A 17,242-nucleotide genomic window follows, 5' to 3' on the forward strand; every position below is an offset into this window, starting at 1 on the left:
GGTCTGCGCCCGCGATGCGACAAGAAAATGTGGTCTTTCGGGTCAGGACAGCAGGAGGCGCGGGCATGGCGGACGCAACGCTCACCATTTCATCGAAGAACTACTCGTCGTGGTCGCTGCGCGGCTGGCTGCTGTGCCGGATGGCCGGGCTCGATTTCGCCGAGGAAATGGTCGACACTTCCGATGCCTCCGCCCGGCAGGAACTGCTGCTGCTCTCGCCGACGGTGCTGGTGCCGCGCCTGACCCACGGCCGGGTGCAGGTCTGGGACACGCTGGCCATCGCGCAATATCTCAACGAGGTCTTCCCGGACGCGGGGCTCTACCCCGACGACATCGCCGCCCGCTCGCATTGCCGCTCGATCTCGGGCGAGATGCACTCGGGCTTCTACAACCTGCGCTCCGCACTGCCGATGAACCTCAAGGCGCGGCACCAGAGCTTCAAGATCTTCTCCGGCGCGCGGCCCGACGTGGAGCGGGTCAAGCTGATCTGGAACGATTGCCTCGACGCCTACGGCGGGCCCTTCCTCTTCGGCGCGCGCCCCTCGGTGGCCGATGCCATGTACGCGCCGGTCTGCACCCGCTTCCGCACCTACTCGGTGCCGCTGGGGGACCGGCTCGAGGCCTATGTCGACACGATCCTCGATTGGGCGCCGATGAAGGATTGGACCGCCGGCGCGCTCGCCGAGCCCGACGAGATCGTCGAGCTCGAGGTCGAGTTCTAGCGCGCCAGCGCGCGGATCCCGCGCTCGATCCCCTCGAGCGTCATCGGCACCATGCGGTCCTCGAAGATCTCGCGGATCATCGCGATCGACTGGGTATGGCCCCAGTGCCGCTCGGGCACCGGGTTGATCCACAGGTGGTCCGGCCACTGCAGGCGCGCGCGCCGCAGCCAGACCTCGCCCGCCTCGCGGTTCCAGTGCTCGCTCGCGCCGCCGGGCGCGGCGATCTCGTAGGGGCTCATCGAGGCGTCACCGACGAAGATGCACTTGTAGCCCGGCCCGTAGGTGTTCAGCACCTCCCAGGTCGGCTGCTGCGCGTCCCAGCGCCGGCGGTTGTCGCGCCAGACCCCCTCGTAGAGGCAGTTGTGGAAATAGTAGTGCTCGAGGTGCTTGAACTCGGCCCGCGCGGCCGAGAAGAGCTCCTCCACCACCTTCACATGCGGGTCCATCGAGCCGCCGACGTCGAGAAACAGCAGCACCTTCACCGCGTTGCGCCGCTCGGGCCGGGTCTTCACGTCGAGATAGCCATGCTCGGCCGTGGCGCGGATCGTGCCGTCGAGGTCGAGCTCCTCCGCCGCGCCGTCGCGCGCCCAGGCCCGGAGCCGCTTCAGCGCCACCTTGATGTTGCGCGTGCCAAGCTCGACCTGGTCGTCGAGGTTGCGGAACTCGCGCCGGTCCCAGACCTTCACCGCGCGCTGGTGGCGGCTCTCGTCCTGGCCGATGCGCACCCCCTCGGGGTTGTAGCCATAGGCGCCGAAGGGCGAGGTGCCGGCGGTGCCGATCCACTTGCTGCCGCCCTGGTGCCGCCCCTGCTGCTCGCGCAGCCGCTCCCGCAGCGTCTCCATCAGCTTGTCGAACCCGCCCATCGCCTCGATCGCGGCGCGCTCCTCGGGGCTGAGGTGTTTCTCCGCCATCCTGCGCAGCCAGTCCTCGGGCAGGTCCAGCGCCTCCAGCATCTCGTCGAGCGAGATCGCCTCGAGCCCGCGGAACGCCTCGGCGAAGGCGCGGTCGAACCGGTCGAGGTGGCGCTCGTCCTTTACCAACGCGGTGCGCGCGAGGTAGTAGAACCCCTCGACGTCATAGCGCGCGAGCCCGGCCTTCAGCGCCTCGAGGAAGCTGAGGAACTCGCGCAGCGACACCGGCACCTGCGCCTGTCTCAGGGTCTCGAAAAATCGCAGGAACATCCGCCACCTCCGCGTTCAAGGATGCCGCGCCGCGCCGCAACCCTCAAGCCGCGTTTTCTTCTCTTTGAAAATACGCCGGGGGTGAGCCCGCAGGGCGAGGGGGCGGAGCCCCCTTCTTCCTTGCCGACGCCTGGCTCAGAAGGCCAGCTTTTCCACGAAGATCGTCAGGATCAGCCCGACCAGCGAGAAGGCGATGGCATAGACCGCGGCGAACTGCGCGATGTCGGCCTTGTTGCCCTTGCGGCGCAGGGCGGTCAGCCCGCCGATGATGGCGCCAAGAATGGCTCCCGCGATGACGATCATGCGCTGTCCTCAACTCCCTTTGAGCGGATCGAGCGCGGCGACCTGGCGCATCCGCGCGCCGCCTGCCCAGTCCGGGCCGAAGCCGTAGCGCGCCCATCCCAGAGAGTCCAGCCGGACCGCCGCGGCCTCGGAGGGGCGGCCGAGCGCGTCGAGCGCCTCGGCCCTGAGGGTCATCAGCGTCGCCAGCAGCGCGGCGTTCTCGTAGCGCCGGGCGGTGGCCTCCTGCGGCGTGGCGAGGGCCAGCGCCTCGGCGGGGCGGCCGGTGCGCAGCGCCAGCGCGGCAAGCTGGGCATCGGCATAGGCCTCGTGCAGCCGGGCATCGGGAAGGACCGAGAAGATCCGCCGCGCGGCGCGGAACTCGGCCTCGGCACCGGCCAAGTCGGTGCCGGCCAGCAGCCGCCCGAGTGCGAAATGCGCAAAGCCGAGCCGGTGGTCGGTCCAGCCGCCGGCGCGGGCGATGCGCAGCGCCTCCTCCGCCGCGGCGCGGCGCGCGGCGAGGGGCTCGGCGTCGCTGAGCGCGGTCTGGATCGCCTCGGTCCAGGGCCGGGGCGTGGCGGGCAGGTGCCGGTCGGGCACGTGCTCGCCGGAGGGGTTGAGCCGCGCGAGGATGCCGGGCAGCGCCGCCGCGACTTCCTCCCGGCTCATCCCCGAGCGCAGCGCGGGGTCGTAGAAGGCGCGCAGCACGAGCATGTCGTGCCCGGTCAGCACGGTGTGGACGTTGTCGTCGTTGAACACGCTCTCGCCCAGCCGGTAAAGGTCGTTGAGCGGCCCCAGCGCCTGCGCGATCTCCTCGTGCAGGCAGTCGCGGATCTCCTGCGGGGCGGCGTCGGCGGGCAGGAAGACGGCGGCGGTGCCGCGCTCGCGTACCTCGGTCCAGCTGGTCTCGCCGGCGCTGCGCGCGCTGCGGTACTCGGCCAGCGAACTGACGCCGGGAATGACGAAACAGGCCGCCTGCGGCAGCTCCCGGCGGATCGTCCGGCGCGGCACCGGCACCAGCGTGATATTGGCCTCGCCCGAGCCGATCTCGGTGATGTCGATCCCCGCCTCCTCGCGCAGGCGACGCAGCAGCCGGTCGAGGTCGGGCGCGAGGCTCGGCGGCGCCTTGCCCGCGACGCGCAGCGTCACCGGCCCCTCGAAGCGGGTGAAGACCGGCAGCGAGCGCCCGGATTCAAGCTCGAAGGCAAGGTCGAGGATGTCGCGCGCGATCTGCGCGTTGGCGGCCTGCGCCGGCACCGGGTCCGGCGCGCCGAAGCGGCTGCCGAGCGGCGGGCTCACCTCGGGCGCGACGCTGGCGGCGCCGGCGGCGCGGCTGACGCTCTCCGGCGCCATCGGCGCGCAGGCCCCGATCAGCAATCCGAGCGAGACGACCAGCCGCCGCATGGCTCAGCGCCGCTGGTACTTGATGAAGGGGGTGACGGTGCCGATCCGGTCGTAGAGCTGGCGCGCGGTGGCGTTGAATTCCTGCGTCATCCAGTAGACGTTCGGCGATCCGGCGGCATCCGCGGCGGCGTAGACCGCCTCGATCAGCGCCCGGCCGACGCCGGTGCCGCGCGCCTCGGGGGCGGCATAGAGATCCTGCAGGTAGCACACGTTCTCGATCCGCCAGCAATGGCGGTGGAAGACGTAATGCACAAGCCCGACCGGCTTGCCCTCGGCAACTGCGATCAGCCCGTGGAAGTCCTGCGGATCGTCCCCCAGCAGCCGCGCGAAGGTGCTGGCATAGACCTCCTCGGGCACGGAGGTCTCGTAGAAGGTGAGATACCCGGTCCAGAGATCGCGCCACGCGGCCTCGTCCCCGGCCTCGAGCGGCCGGATGGTCAGGGAGTCTTGGGACATGCTGCCTCGGTCGTTTCTTGTTGCTGTGGTCTGCCGTGTCTGCCCGGGGCTTCGCGCCCTCTGCCGCGCCAGTATAGCCCCAGCGCGGGGGGCCGTGTCGCGGGAAAGCGAAGGGCGCCGCGAAAATGTGATCCCGCGGCGCCCTGCATGTGAAAGTGACCTAAGGTCAGTGACTTAGCCTGTGCAACGCTGCAACAGCGGCGCTCAGACCATCATCTCCTTGGTGGCCGAGAGGGTCACGCCCGGATAGTCGCGGCCGACCCGGTCGATGTCCCACTGCATGCGCGTGAGGTAGACGATGTCGCCGTCGTTGTCGTGGGCGATGTGCTGCTTGTTGGCGGCGGCGAACTTCTCGACCGCCAGCTTCTCGCCATGCACCCAGCGCGCCGAGGTGAACTGCGAGGGCTCGAAGCGCACGGGCAGCGAGTATTCCTGCTCGATCCGCGCGCCCAGCACCTCGAACTGCAGCGCGCCGACGACGCCGACGATGTAGCCCGAGCCGATCGACGGCTTGAAGATCTTCGCCGCGCCTTCCTCGGCGAACTGGTAGAGCGCCTTCTCGAGGTGCTTGGCCTTCATCGGGTCACCCGCCCGGACGCTCTGCAGCAGTTCCGGCGCGAAGGACGGGATGCCGGTGACCTTCAGCGCCTCGCCCTCGGTCAGCGTGTCGCCGATGCGCAGCTGGCCGTGGTTCGGAATGCCGATGATGTCGCCCGCCCAGGCCTCTTCCGCCAGCTCGCGGTCGGCGGCGAGGAAGAGCACCGGGTTCGAGATCGCCATCGGCTTCTTGGTGCGCACGTGGGTCAGCTTCATGCCGCGCTCGAAATGTCCCGAGGCAAGGCGCACGAAGGCGACGCGGTCGCGGTGCTTGGGGTCCATGTTGGCCTGCACCTTGAAGACGAAGCCCGCGACCTTGGTCTCGTCGGGTGCGATCTGCCGCGGTTCGGCCGAGGTCGGCTGCGGCTCGGGCGCAAGCTCGCCGATGCCGTCCATCAGCTCCTTCACGCCGAAGGAGTTGATCGCCGAGCCGAACCAGATCGGGGTCATGTGCCCCTCGAGCACCGACTGCGCGTCGAGCTTGGGCAGCAGCTCGCGCGCCATCTCGACTTCCTCGCGCAGCTTCTCGAGCAGCTCGGCGGGGACGTGCTCGGCCAGCTTGGGATCGTCGAGGCCGGAGATCTTGATCGACTCCGCCACGCGGTTGCGGTCGGCGCGGTCCATCAGTTCCAGCCGGTCGTGGATCATGTCGTAGCAGCCGAGGAAGTCCCGGCCCATGCCGATCGGCCAGCTGGCGGGCGTCACGTCGATGGCGAGGTTTTCCTGGATCTCGTCGATGATCTCGAAGGTGTCGCGCGCCTCGCGGTCCATCTTGTTGCAGAAGGTCAGGATCGGAAGGTCGCGCAGGCGGCAGACCTCGAAGAGCTTCTGCGTCTGGCTTTCCACGCCCTTGGCGCCGTCGATCACCATGATCGCCGCGTCCACCGCCGTCAGCGTGCGGTAGGTGTCCTCGGAGAAGTCCGAGTGGCCGGGCGTGTCGACGAGGTTGTAGCGGAACTTGCCGTAATCGAAGGACATCGCCGAGGCCGAGACCGAGATCCCGCGCTCCTGCTCCATCTTCATGAAGTCCGAGCGGGTGCGCCGCGCCTCGCCCTTGGCGCGGACCTGTCCGGCCATCTGGATCGCCCCGCCGAAAAGCAGGAACTTTTCGGTCAGCGTGGTCTTGCCCGCATCCGGGTGCGAGATGATCGCGAAGGTGCGGCGCCGCGCGATCTCGGGCGGCAGGGTGGGGCGGTTCGAATGGGTGTCCAGCATGGGGCGGCGTATAGGTTCGGATCGCGGTTTTGTCCATGGGGAACCGCGCCCGCGGCGCGCGGGTTGGGGGGAGGAAGGGAGAGCTGCCATGACTAGGGACCACGGCCCGTCGATCAAGGATGACGCGCTCTACGAGACGCTGCGCAAGAAGGGCTATTCCCCCGAGAAATCGGCGCGCATCGCCAATGCCTCGGCCAACCCCGACATGCACCCCTCGGAAAAGGGCGGCAAGGCGCCACCCTACGAGGACTGGACGCGGGAGGCGCTCTACGACCGCGCCAGGGAGATCGGCATCGAGGGTCGGTCGAAGATGAAAAAGAGCGCGTTGATAGAGGCGCTCCGCAACCACTGAACGCGGCGCCCTTGGTGCGCTCGGGATTGCGTATTTGGAAAGAGAAGAAGCGGGGGCCGGGTACGGTGTGTGCCGGGCGCCCTCGCGGATCTAGCCTGCCGAGGAGCGCCGCAGGATCTTGGCGGCGTCGGGGCGCTGCAGCAGCGTCTCCTGCACCTCGAGTTCGGGCTGGTCCGAGGCGTGGTGTCGCGGCAGCAGGGCGCTCACCTGCTCGGAAAGCTCGGCCGGCAGCGCGGCGCGGGTGCGCGTGTCCACCAGCAGCGACTCCGCCGCAATCCCCTCGGCATAGATGATCTGGTGGTGGTCGAAGAGCATCTGGAAATAGTCGACGAAGCCCCCCTCGCGGCGCAGCACCGTCTCGCCGTTCACCAGATGGCGGGCGCGCACCAGCAGCTCGGCGCGCCCGGCGCCGAGACGGTCGCGGCGCTGGTAGACGAAGAGCCGGTGATCGGGGCTGACCAGCAGGTCGCGCGCCGCGTTGAGCGTGCCGGCGCGGATCAGCACCGGGGCGAAGGCGCCGAGGGCGCGCTGGGTGTGCTGCCCGATCCAGCGGATCGGCTGCGGCCCGTCATCGCGCGTCAGCACCCGGTCGCCGACCTGCAGATCCTCGACCGCGCGCTGCGCGCCCGAGGCGAGGGTGATCATCGTGCCGCGGGTGAAGGAGACGCACGCAGCCTGCGCGAAGCGGGCAAGCGCCTCGCCGCGGCTCACCCCGACGAGCGCGTAGTCCTTGCGCGGTTGCATGGGAGCGAGCGGCATGAGGTAGAGCTCGGCCACGAGGCCGGCGGCGTCGGTCTCGACCAGCACCAGCGCCTCGGTGATCGCGCCGTCGCCGCACATGAAGGTCAGGCAGCAGTCGAGATGCAGCTCGGCGCCGCGGTGCCCGAGATCGCCGCCCGGGCCGATGCGGAAGGGCGAGGCGGCGGCGGGCAGCAGGCTCAGCCGGGCGGGCCGGGCGAGGGGCGAGAGCTCGTAGATGTCGTCGGGCTGGAGCTCCTCGGCGAAGCTGAGCTCGTCGCCGAGATTGGCGCCGGCGACGACGCGCAGCTGGGCGCCGCGGTAGACCGTCACGCTATGCGCCGGACGGGTGCCGCGGGGCTCGGACCCGGCGGTGAAATCGGCGTCGAAAAGGGCGTCTGCCATCACTCGTCTCTAACCTGTACCCGGCGTTTCGGGTTTTCCCGAAATGCGGCTGCACGCCTTGCCGCAGGATCTGGCCGGGATGCGTTGCCAGCCTACACGCCATTGTATGTCAAGGGAATGTGTCATCATATGGCCCCGGACCCGGCGTTTTGCCGGCGGAATGGAAAGGGAGAGCAGGATGGATCTCGGGATCGCGGGAAGGACGGCGCTGGTCTGCGCCTCGTCGAAGGGGCTGGGGCGCGGCTGCGCCGAGGCGCTGGCCGAGGCGGGCTGCAACCTCGTGATGAACGCGCGCGGCGCCGAGGCGCTGGAGGCTGCGGCCGCGGAGATCCGGGCGCGCCATGGCGTCGAGGTGAAGACCGTCGCCGCCGACATCGTCTCGGAGGACGGGCGGGCGCAGGTGCTCGAGGTGGCGCGCGGCGCCGACATCCTGGTGACCAATGCGGGCGGCCCGCCGCCGGGGCTCTGGAGCGACTGGGACCGCACCGATTTCATCAAGGCGCTCGACGGCAACATGCTGACGCCGATCGCGCTCATGCAGGCGCTGATGCCGGGGATGATGGAGCGCGGCTGGGGCCGCGTGGTCAACATCACGTCGCGCTCGGTCAAGGCGCCGATCCTGCAGCTCGGCCTGTCGAACTCGGCGCGGGCGGGGCTCACCGGCTTCGTCGCCGGCACCTCGCGGCAGGTGGCCGAGAAGGGCGTGACGATCAACAACCTGCTGCCCGGCGTGCACGAGACCGACCGGATCGTGCAGATGGACCGGCATGATTCCGAGGCCTCGGGCCGCCCGGTCGCCGAGGTCAGCGCCGCGCGCGCGGCGGGGATCCCGACCCGCGAATACGGTCAGGCGGCGGATTTCGGGCGGATGTGCGCCTTCCTCTGCTCGGTCCACGCGCGGTTCATCGTCGGGCAGAACATCGTGCTCGACGGCGGCGAGACGCTGGCGACGATCTGAGCGCGCCATGGCACGGGGACCCGACGGACAGGGCGGCGGGGCGGGGTTCTCGCTTGCCGACCAGCTCTTCAACCGCGGCTCGCTCGGCGATCTCGGGCGGGACTTCGCGGTCCTGCCCGGCTTCGATGCCGCGCGCTTCGTCGACACCGCGCTGCCGCGGCTCGCGGGGCTGGGCGTGCATGCGCGGCTCGAGGTCATGGCCGAGGCGCTGGCCGAGCAGCTTCCTTCGGCATTTCCCGAAATGGCGGAACAGGTGGCCGCGGCGCTGCCGCCGCCGCTCGATCCCGGGTTGCAGGACGATGATTTCGGACGCTTCATCCATGCGGTGCCCGGGGTTCTCGCGGTGCGCCACGGCATGGAGCACCCGGACGCGGCGCTCGACCTGATCCACGCGGCGACGCAGCGCTTTTCGATGGAATACGCGATCCGGCCCTTCCTCAACCGCTGGCCCGACAAGGTGCTGGCGCGGCTCGACGACTGGGCCGGGGACCCGCACTACCACGTGCGGCGGCTGGTCTCCGAGGGCACCCGGCCGAAGCTTCCCTGGGGCATGGGGATCACGCTCGATCCCATGGTGCCGCTGCGCCATCTCGACCGGCTGCACGCGGATGGCACCCGTTTCGTGACCCGCTCGGTGGCCAACCACCTCAATGACCTGTCGAAGATCGCACCGGACGAGATGCTGGCCCGGCTGTCCCGCTGGCAGCAGGAGGGCCGGCAGGAGGCGCGGGAACTCGACTGGATCACCCGCCATGCGCTGCGCACCGCCGTCAAGCGCGGCGAGCCGGAGGCGCTGGCGCTGCTCGGCTACCGCGCCGACCTGCCGGTGACCGCGAGGGTGACGCTGGACGCGCCGCGCGTGGCGGTCGGCGGGATGCTCGGCTTCGCGGTCGAACTCACCTCGCCCGAGGGCGGCGCAGCGCTGGTGGACTACCGGCTGCGCTTTCACCGGCCATCGGGCAGCGCCGAGAAGGTCTTCAAGCTGAAATCGGCCAGGCTTGTGCCGGGCAAGCCGCTGCGGCTGGAAAAGCGGCACCGGATGAAGGGCGATGCGACAACCTTCCGCCTGCACCCCGGTCCGCATGCGGTCATCGTGCAGGTGAACGGCCGCGACGTCGCCGAGGCCGCCTTCGAGCTGACCGGGGACTAGGCCGGGGCCGGGGATGCCGCCTTCGCAGGCGGTGATGAGCGGCGGATCGCGGAGGGCGCAGGCGGGGCTTGCCAAGGGGCCGGCACGGGGCGGAGAATGGTGCCGTGCCCCGACGGGACGCGATCCCTCTGCGACTTTTCTGCCAAGGCTCCCCGGGCGAGGAAAAGGACTTCGAGATGCGCGACGACCAACTCTTCTTCTGGGGTGGCCTTCTGGCGGCGGCCCTGGGCTCGCTGGCCCTGATGACGGACCACCTGGTCTTCAACGCCGACCTGCTCGAGCCGTCGAGCACGCCGCATTCGGGCTTCTTCGCGGCGGGGGTGTTCATCATCCTGAGCGGCGGCGCGGCGCTGGTCGCGGCCTTCGCCCGGGACTGACAGGCGATCTTCCCGAGCAGAACGACCTGCGCGCTGCCGCCGAGACTCGGCTCTGCGCGGTCGGCCTTTCCGCGCCTGTCAACCGCAGGGTTGTATGGAATTCAATAATGCTCTGAAAAGTTGCGCCATGGTATGATCCCGGCATTTCAACGGCTTTTCGAAAGGAGCTCCCCATGTGCGAGCATCGTCACAGCAGCCGGGAATCCAGCGATCTTTCCACTCTCTTTTCCAACACCGAATTCGCGGGCAGCTGGCACAATTTCTTCGGCCAGTGCTCGGGCGGCGGGCATGACCGCTGCTGCGTCGCCCCGGCCCCGGAACTCAAGAAGAAGATCGACAAGGCGCTCGAGGCCATGCGCGAGGCCGCGCCCGAGGGGATGGAGAACCTCGTGCGGCTCGGCGACAAGCCGAGGGTCGGCTTCAACGACGGGCTGATCGTGCCCGGCACCGAGCTTCCGCTCGGCACGCCGCCGATGGTGGCGCGGAACTTCGCCGCGCAGCGCAGCCCGCTCAGCGGCGACGTCCGGGTCTCGGTGGTGCTGGCGGAATTCACCGACCGGGCCTTCGGCGCGGGCGCGGCGCAACGCTTCCAGGACCTCTTCTTCTCGACCGGGGTGATCGCCACCGGCTCGGTCAAGGAGTATTACAGCGACGTGACCAATGGCACGGTCAACATCGTCGGCGAGGTGGCGGGGCCCTTCACCATGCCCGACACGCTGGCGCATTACGCCAACGGCCAGTCCGGCACCGGCAGCACCACGCCCAACGCCCGCGACTTGGCGCGCGACGCCGCCATCGCCGCCGACCCGACGGTGAACTTCGGCCCCTACGACAACGACGGCGACGGCTTCGTCGACGCCTACGTGGTGGTCCATGCCGGCTCCGGCGCCGAGCAGACCGGCTCGGGCGGCGACATCTGGTCCCACAAGTGGGTGATGCGCTCGGAGTTCAGCGCCGACGGCACCAAGCTCTTTGCCTACCTGACGATCCCCGAGGACGCGCTGCTCGGCGTCTGCGCGCACGAGCTCGGCCACCTTCTCTTCGGCTTCCCGGATCTCTACGACACCGACCAGAGCTCGGAGGGCGTGGGCAACTGGTGCCTGATGGGCGGCGGGTCGTGGAACGGCGGCGGCAACACGCCCGCGCATCCCTCGGCCTGGTGCAAGGCCAACCAGGGCTGGGTCACGGTCACCAACGTCACCAGCAACGGCACCCGCACCATCCCCGACGTGAAGAGCGCCCGCGAGGTGTTCCGCCTGTGGAAGGACGGCGGCGCGGGGCAGGAGTACTTCCTCGTCGAGAACCGCCAGCGCACGGGCTTCGACCAGGGGCTGCCCGGCGACGGGCTGCTGATCTGGCACATCGACGAGGCGATCTCGACCAACTCGAACGAGGCGCATCCGAAGGTGGCGCTCGAGCAGGCGGATGCGGCGGATCACCTCGGCACCGGGGCGAACCGCGGCGACGGCGGCGATCCCTATCCCGGCAGCGCGAACAACACGGTCTTTGACAAGAACTCGACGCCGAACTCGCGCAGCTACGCCGGGACCGACACCTGCGTGGCCGTGGCCAGCATCTCGGCGGCCTCGGCGACGATGACGGCGGACCTGCGGGTGCGCTGCGGCAAGGCGCTGCTCAAGGACATCACCGACAAGGGCTTCGACAAGACCTTCACCGAGAAGCGCCCCGACAAGTTCTTCGAGAAGCCGCTCGTCAACGACAAGCGCCTCGGCTTCGACAAGCGGCCCGAGAAGCCGGTGATCGACAAGTCCGTGGGCTACGACAAGGGCGACTTCGAGAAGCCGACCGACAAGTTCACCGACAAGCTGCGGGACGGCGGGTTCGACCGGCCCGGGGGCGGTCTCGGTGGCGGCTACGGCGGCATCGAGGAGCGGCTCGCCGCGATCGAATCCGCCATGGCGGCGATCACGCCCTTCATCGAGGCCTCGCTGCGGCCCGACCTCGACTTGAGCGCCCTTGCCGGCGAGGACGACCTGCAGCAGCTGCGCTCCGCGGCCGGCAGCAACAAGGCGCAGGCCAAGCGGCTGCTCGACACGCGGCAGGGCTGAGCCATGGCCGTGTCGCAGGGGCGGCAGGGGGAGGGCGCGGAGGCGCCCTTCCTCCTCGTGCTCGCCGAAACCGAGGACCTGACCGCGCTGCGGGTCTGCGGCGCGCTGAGCCGCGCGGTGCGGGCGGAATTTGTCACCCCGGACGAGCTTTTCATGGCGCCGCACTGGTCGCATGACCCGCTCGGGCAAAGCCGGGTCGAGCTGGCCTCGGGGCTGGTGATCGACGACGCCGGCGTGCTCGGCATCTTCAACCGGGTGAGCCGGGTCGCACCGCTGCAATTCGCCGCGGCGAGCGCCGCCGACCAGCGCTACGCGGGTGACGAGGCCTTCGCGCTGCTGGTGAGCTGGCTCACCGGCTTCGGCGCGCGCTGCGTGAACCGGCCGCACCCGGGCTCGGTGGCGGGCTTCGCGGCGCGCAGCCCGTTCGAGGACCGGCTGCGCCTCGGCGCCGACCTGCACGCCAGCACCCGGGCCCGGCACCTCGGCCTTGGCGTGCGGCCGCGCGGTTTCCCCGACCCCGCGGGCCCGGTCTGGCCGGGAGGCCCGGGCCAGCATCTTTCGGGCGCGCCGCAGCGCCGGGTGCTGATCGCCGGGGAGGACCTGCCGGAGGACCTGCCGGAGGCCCTGCGCCAGCGCCTGCGCGCCGAGATGCGGGCGCGGGGGCTGGTGCTTGCCGAGGCTCTGCTGGAGGATGCCGGCGGCGGCTGGCAGCCGGTCGCGCTGAGCCCCATGCCCGAGGCGGCGGACGAGGCGGACGTGGCGCGGATCGCCGGGCTCCTGCTGGGGCTCGCGCGGGCCGAGAGGGGGGCGGCATGATCCTCGTGGTCGGCATTCCCTCCGAGCCGCCGGTACGGCTGGTGCTCGAGGCGGCCGAGGCGCTCGGCATCGAGGCGGTGCTGCTCAACCCGCGCGAGGCGGCGCACGCGGACCTGACGCTGCGCCAGACCGGCGGGGCGGCCCGGATGACCCTGCACCGCGCCGGCGGGACGGTCGAGCTTTCCTCCACGCAGGGCATCTACACCCGGCTCGGCCCGCCGGAGCCGCTGCCCGAGTTCCGGCGCGGCACGGTCGAGGAGCGCGCCCGCATCGCCGCCTGGCACGGGATGCTCAACGACTGGCTGGAGACGACGCCGATCCCGGTGCTCAACCGCATCAAGGCCTGCAATTCCAACATGTCCAAGCCCTACCAGGCGCGGATCATCGCGGAGTGCGGGCTCGCGGTGCCCGAGACGCTGGTCACCAACGATCCTGCGGCGGCGCGGGCCTTCTGCGCGCGGCACGGCACGGTGATCTTCAAGTCGGTCAGCGCGCACCGGTCCATCGTGCGCCGGCTCGAGGGGGCGCACATGGCGCGGCTCGAGCGGATCCGCTACCTGCCGGTGCAGTTCCAGCAATGGATCGACGGTACCGACATCCGCGTGCACGTGATGGGCGAGGCGCTCTTTGCGACGCTGATCGAGAGCGCGGCGCAGGATTACCGCTACGCCGGTGCAGACGGCGAGGAGGCCCGCTACGCGCCGACGCGGCTGCCCGCCCGGATCGAGAAGGCCTGCCGCCTGCTGTCGCACCGGCTCGGGTTGCCGCTCTGCGGGATCGACCTGCGAAAGACGCCGGAGGGGCGCTACATCTGCTTTGAAGTGAACCCCTCTCCGGCCTATTCTTGTTACGAGGAACAAACCGGCCAGCCGATCTCTCACGCCATCGCCCACTGGCTCGAAACCGGCCAGTGCGCCGCGATCCGGAAGACGGGACGCACCGGCTAGAAAGGACTGCGATGCAGATCGTCGAGAACTGGGCCTACCTGATCGGGGTGATCATCGGCGTGCTGCCATCGCCGGAGATGACGGATTTCTACGAGGTTCACGTCCGTCTGGAAGTCGTTGAGAAGGTGGACGATTTCCCGATGATGATCGCGGGCGCGGCGGGCTCCGAGATCGTGCTGCTTGCCCGCGCCTCGCAGGTCGCGGACCCGGAGGCGGCGAAGGGGAAACGCTTCGCCGCCAAGGTGCGCGCCGCCGGGCCGCAGCCGCTCAGGTATTTCGTCGCGCCGGACTGGAGCCTGCGCGACTGAGGAGCGGCGACGGGTCACTCCGGCCCGGTGATCTCGAGCTTGACGCGCGAGTACCAGTCGGCCACCGCGCGGATTTCCTCGTCGGTCATGTCGGCGGCGATGCCCGACATGATCTCGTGCTTGCGCTTGCCGATCCGGAACGCCTTGAGCTGGGTGTCGATGTAGATGTTGACCTCTCCCGCGAGGTTCGGCGCCTCGGGCAGCAGCGCGATGCCGTCGGCGCCGTGGCACGACACGCAGACCTCGGGCGCATCGTCCGCGCTCACGCCCTCGGGCAGGGTCGCGCTGGCGGTATGCGCGGCGTACCAGGCGGCGACGTCGGCGATCTGCTGCTCCGAGAGGCCCGCGGCCACCACCGACATCATCTCGTGCTCGCGCGTGCCGGTCTTGAAGGCCATGAGCTGGCTTTCGATATAGGCCTCGGGCTCGCCGCCGATGTTGGGTGCGATGGGAATTTGTGCAAGCCCGTCAATGCCATGGCAGGTGCGGCACATGTTGGCGACCTTCCGCCCGGCCTCGGCATCCCCGGCGGCGAGCGGAGTGCCCCCGGCGAGCAGAAGCCCGCCGAGGATCATCAGTGCATGGGCCTTCATTCCGAGGCCTTGGGGGCGTAGGCGATCCGCCAGATCGCCCCGGCGAAGTCGTCCGACACCAGCATCGATCCATCGCGCAGGAAGGCGATGTCCATCGGGCGGCCGCGGTACTCGCCGGTGCTCTCGTCGAGCCAGCCGTCGGCGAAGACCTCGGTCGTGCCCGCGTTGCCCTCCTCGTCGAGCGCGGTGAACATCACCCGCGCGCCCACGGGGGTCGTGCGGTTCCACGAGCCGTGCTGCGCCGAGAAGATGCCGCCCTTGTACTTGTCGGGGAAGGACTCGCCGGAATAGAACCGCATGCCGAGATCGGCGGCATGGGCCTGCATGTTCACCTGCGGGTCGACGAACTCCACCCCCTCGGGCCGCTCGACGTCCTTGTAGTCGGGAACGTCGACGCCGCCGTTGGTCCAGGGGAAGCCGAAGTGCTGGCCCGCCGAGGTCTGGCGGTTCAGCTCTCCGGGCGGGATGTCGTCGCCCATGCCGTCGACCTGGTTGTCGGTGAACCACAGCGAGCCGTCGGCCGGGTTGAAGTCATGCCCGACCGAGTTGCGGATGCCGCGGGTATAGACCTCGCGGCCGGTGCCGTCGGTGTTCATCCGGATGATGCCGCCGATGCCGAGCTTGTCGTACATCTCCAGCTTTTCCTTGGGCTGGATGTTGTGCGGCTGGCCCAGCGAGACGTAGAGCTTGCCGTCCGGACCGATGCGGCAGACCCGCGCCGTGTGGTTGAAGCTTTCCTCCTCGGCGGGGATCAGCTCGCCCTTCTTCACCACCTCGCCCACGGCGGGATCCGGCCCTTCGAAGAAGAACTCGGCCGCCGGGAAGGTCAGGATCCGGTTGCGCTCGGCAATGTAGAGGAACCCGTCCGGCGAGAAGCAGGGGCCGTTGGGCACGTCGAAGGTGATCGACGGCGCGAAGTCCTTGACCTCGTCCGCCACGCGGTTGCGGTCGCGGTCGACGATCGACCAGACCTTGTCCTTGCGGGTGCCGGCGAAGACCACCGTGCCCTGCGGCGCCACCGCCATCGACCGGGCATCCGGCACGACGGCATAGAGGCTGACCTCGAACCCGTCCGGCACCTTGAGGTGCGGCAGGATCTCCTTCAGCGCGTCCGCCCGCTCACCTTCCTGGTCGATGAAGGTGAATGTGGCGTCGGTGCGCTGCATGTTCGAGAGCTTGTCCATGTTGTCCTGCGCCATCGCGGGCGCCGTCAGCATGGTGCAGAGTAGAAGACTTGAAACAAATTGCTTGGTTTGCATGCTTTCCTCCCTATGAAGGTTCTCTTTCCTCCGTTCCTTGCGGAACTCCTCCTCGAGAACCTTGGTCAGGCTGCGGGTGAACCGGTCAATCTGTCAACGATTCCCGACAATTCACCGGCGACTTTGATGCGTTGCATGCACGTTTGAGGAGAGCGCTGCGCAGGGGAGCATGGCGCTTTGGGGTGTTTCGGGGCGCGGCGCTATTGCGCCGCCAGCGGTCTTCGCGCCAGCTGGCACTCGGCCCAGAGCGCCTCGAGCGCATGCACGAGGCGGAGGATGTCGCCGGCGGAATGCACCGGCGAGGGGGTGATGCGCAGGCGCTCCGTGCCGCGCGGCACGGTCGGGTGGTTGATCGGCTGGATGTAAATTCCATGCCCGTGCAGCAGCCGGTCCGAGAGGTAGCGGCACTTCTGCGGGCAGCCGACCATGACCGGGATGATGTGGCTCGGGTTCGGCAGGTGCGGCACGCCGATCCGGTCGAGCGCCGCGCGCACGCTGGCCACGGCGCGGCGCTGCGCGGTGCGCTCGAGCTCGGAGCGCTTGAGATGCGCGACGGCGGCGCGGGCCCCGGCGGCGACGGCGGGCGGCAGGGCGGTGGTGAAGATGAAGCCCGAGGCAAAGCTGCGGATGAAGTCGCAGAGCGTGGCCGAGGCGGCGATGTAGCCGCCGGTGACGCCGAAGGCCTTGCCGAGCGTGCCCTGGATCACGTCGATGCGGTGCATCAGCCCCTCGCGCTCGGCGATGCCGCCGCCGCGCGGCCCGTAGAGCCCGACCGCGTGCACCTCGTCGAGGTAGGTCATCGCATTGTAGCGCTCGGCGAGGTCGCAGATCCCGGCGATGGGGGCGATGTCGCCATCCATCGAATAGACGCTCTCGAAGGCGATCAGCTTGGGCCGGTCAAGTGGCAGGGCGGCGAGGTGGCGCTCGAGATCGGCGAGGTCGTTGTGCTTCCAGATGATCCGCTCGGCCTTCGAATGGCGAATTCCCTCGATCATCGAGGCGTGGTTGAGCGCGTCCGACAGGATCACCAGCCCGGGGATGCGCGCGCCGAGCGTGCCGAGGCTGGCCCAGTTCGACACGTAGCCCGAGGTGAAGAGCAGCGCCGCCTGCTTGCCGTGCAGGTCGGCGAGCTCCGCTTCCAGCAGCACGTGCTCATGCGTGGTGCCCGAGATGTTGCGCGTGCCGCCCGCGCCCGCGCCGCAGGTGTCGAGCGCTGTGTGCATCGCCGCCAGCACCGCCGGGTGCTGGCCCATGCCGAGGTAGTCGTTCGAGCACCAGATCGTCACCTCGCGCTGCTCGCCGTGGTGGGTGGCGGCGGGGAAGGCGCCGCGGTGGCGTTCGAGCTCGGCGAAGTGGCGGTAGTTGCCGGCCGCCTTGAGTTCGCCCAGCTGGGCACGGAACAGCGCGTCGTACATG

Annotated in this window: 18 protein-coding genes; 9 read left to right on the top strand and 9 right to left on the bottom strand. The window is 69.7% G+C overall.

Features of this window, described 5'->3' with window-relative positions:
- Positions 1–65 precede the first annotated feature (65 nt).
- Complete coding sequence (locus PVT71_RS21975) at positions 66–722, top strand: glutathione S-transferase family protein (protein ID WP_353474615.1); 657 nt, start codon at positions 66–68, stop codon at positions 720–722.
- Here the strand turns inward: PVT71_RS21975 and PVT71_RS21980 are convergent.
- The 5 genes from PVT71_RS21980 to PVT71_RS22000 form a co-directional block, all read right to left on the bottom strand.
- Positions 719–1,903 carry a VWA domain-containing protein gene (locus PVT71_RS21980; RefSeq protein WP_353474616.1) on the bottom strand — a complete coding sequence of 395 codons (1,185 nt, stop codon included), beginning with the start codon at positions 1,901–1,903 and terminating at the stop codon, positions 719–721. The genes PVT71_RS21975 and PVT71_RS21980 overlap by 4 nt on opposite strands.
- A gap of 135 nt (positions 1,904–2,038) precedes the next feature.
- The gene (locus tag PVT71_RS21985) at positions 2,039–2,206 is read right to left on the bottom strand and encodes an apolipoprotein acyltransferase (RefSeq protein WP_353474617.1); all 168 of its coding nucleotides are present in this window, start codon (positions 2,204–2,206) and stop codon (positions 2,039–2,041) included.
- 9 nt (positions 2,207–2,215) lie between these two features.
- Entirely contained in the window at positions 2,216–3,586 is a 1,371-nt protein-coding gene (locus tag PVT71_RS21990; protein ID WP_353474618.1) for a DUF2927 domain-containing protein, read from the bottom strand.
- 3 nt (positions 3,587–3,589) lie between these two features.
- Positions 3,590–4,042 (bottom strand): GNAT family N-acetyltransferase, encoded by a 453-nt coding sequence (locus tag PVT71_RS21995; RefSeq protein WP_353474619.1) that lies wholly within the window; start codon positions 4,040–4,042, stop codon positions 3,590–3,592.
- A gap of 204 nt (positions 4,043–4,246) precedes the next feature.
- The gene (locus PVT71_RS22000; protein ID WP_353474620.1) at positions 4,247–5,854 is read right to left on the bottom strand and encodes a peptide chain release factor 3; all 1,608 of its coding nucleotides are present in this window, start codon (positions 5,852–5,854) and stop codon (positions 4,247–4,249) included.
- Positions 5,855–5,942: 88 nt separating this feature from the next.
- On the opposite strand from PVT71_RS22000, the gene PVT71_RS22005 reads away from it, so the two are divergent.
- Positions 5,943–6,206 (top strand): Rho termination factor N-terminal domain-containing protein, encoded by a 264-nt coding sequence (locus PVT71_RS22005; RefSeq protein WP_353474621.1) that lies wholly within the window; start codon positions 5,943–5,945, stop codon positions 6,204–6,206.
- Between the two features lie 90 nt (positions 6,207–6,296).
- Here PVT71_RS22005 and PVT71_RS22010 read toward each other — a convergent pair whose 3' ends face one another.
- A complete protein-coding gene (locus PVT71_RS22010) occupies positions 6,297–7,349 on the bottom strand; it encodes a Hint domain-containing protein (RefSeq protein ID WP_353474622.1) in 1,053 nt (350 codons plus the stop codon).
- Between the two features lie 178 nt (positions 7,350–7,527).
- Between PVT71_RS22010 and PVT71_RS22015 the strand changes: the two genes are divergently transcribed.
- From PVT71_RS22015 to PVT71_RS22045, 7 genes are all read left to right on the top strand, one after another.
- On the top strand, positions 7,528–8,307 hold the full coding sequence (locus tag PVT71_RS22015; RefSeq protein WP_353474623.1) for an SDR family oxidoreductase: 780 nt from the start codon (positions 7,528–7,530) through the stop codon (positions 8,305–8,307).
- 7 nt (positions 8,308–8,314) lie between these two features.
- Positions 8,315–9,457, top strand: coding sequence for a hypothetical protein (locus tag PVT71_RS22020; RefSeq protein ID WP_353474624.1), 1,143 nt, complete (start codon positions 8,315–8,317; stop codon positions 9,455–9,457).
- Between the two features lie 176 nt (positions 9,458–9,633).
- Positions 9,634–9,834, top strand: a complete 201-nt coding sequence (locus PVT71_RS22025; protein WP_353474625.1) for a hypothetical protein — start codon at positions 9,634–9,636, stop codon at positions 9,832–9,834.
- 173 nt (positions 9,835–10,007) lie between these two features.
- The gene (locus tag PVT71_RS22030; RefSeq protein ID WP_353474626.1) at positions 10,008–11,903 is read left to right on the top strand and encodes a M6 family metalloprotease domain-containing protein; all 1,896 of its coding nucleotides are present in this window, start codon (positions 10,008–10,010) and stop codon (positions 11,901–11,903) included.
- Positions 11,904–11,906: 3 nt separating this feature from the next.
- Positions 11,907–12,719: a hypothetical protein gene (locus PVT71_RS22035; RefSeq protein ID WP_353474627.1), complete on the top strand. Its 813-nt coding sequence runs from the start codon at positions 11,907–11,909 to the stop codon at positions 12,717–12,719.
- Entirely contained in the window at positions 12,716–13,666 is a 951-nt protein-coding gene (locus PVT71_RS22040) for a hypothetical protein (protein WP_353474628.1), read from the top strand. Before PVT71_RS22035 ends, PVT71_RS22040 begins: the two co-directional genes overlap by 4 nt.
- 11 nt (positions 13,667–13,677) lie before the next feature.
- Positions 13,678–13,974 (top strand): hypothetical protein, encoded by a 297-nt coding sequence (locus PVT71_RS22045; RefSeq protein ID WP_353474629.1) that lies wholly within the window; start codon positions 13,678–13,680, stop codon positions 13,972–13,974.
- A gap of 14 nt (positions 13,975–13,988) precedes the next feature.
- Here the strand turns inward: PVT71_RS22045 and PVT71_RS22050 are convergent, their stop codons facing one another.
- The 3 genes from PVT71_RS22050 to hemA all read right to left on the bottom strand — a co-directional run bounded on the left by PVT71_RS22050 (position 13,989) and on the right by hemA (position 17,241).
- Complete coding sequence (locus PVT71_RS22050) at positions 13,989–14,567, bottom strand: c-type cytochrome (RefSeq protein WP_353474630.1); 579 nt, start codon at positions 14,565–14,567, stop codon at positions 13,989–13,991.
- The gene (locus PVT71_RS22055) at positions 14,564–15,766 is read right to left on the bottom strand and encodes a PQQ-dependent sugar dehydrogenase (protein ID WP_353474631.1); all 1,203 of its coding nucleotides are present in this window, start codon (positions 15,764–15,766) and stop codon (positions 14,564–14,566) included. The genes PVT71_RS22050 and PVT71_RS22055 overlap by 4 nt, the downstream gene beginning before the upstream one ends.
- A gap of 260 nt (positions 15,767–16,026) precedes the next feature.
- Positions 16,027–17,241, bottom strand: coding sequence for a 5-aminolevulinate synthase (gene hemA / locus PVT71_RS22060; protein ID WP_353474632.1), 1,215 nt, complete (start codon positions 17,239–17,241; stop codon positions 16,027–16,029).
- Between the last annotated feature and the right edge of the window lies 1 nt (position 17,242).

Origin of the sequence: Salipiger sp. H15 (assembly GCF_040409955.1) — a bacterium.
Taxonomy (GTDB): Bacteria; Pseudomonadota; Alphaproteobacteria; order Rhodobacterales; family Rhodobacteraceae; genus Salipiger.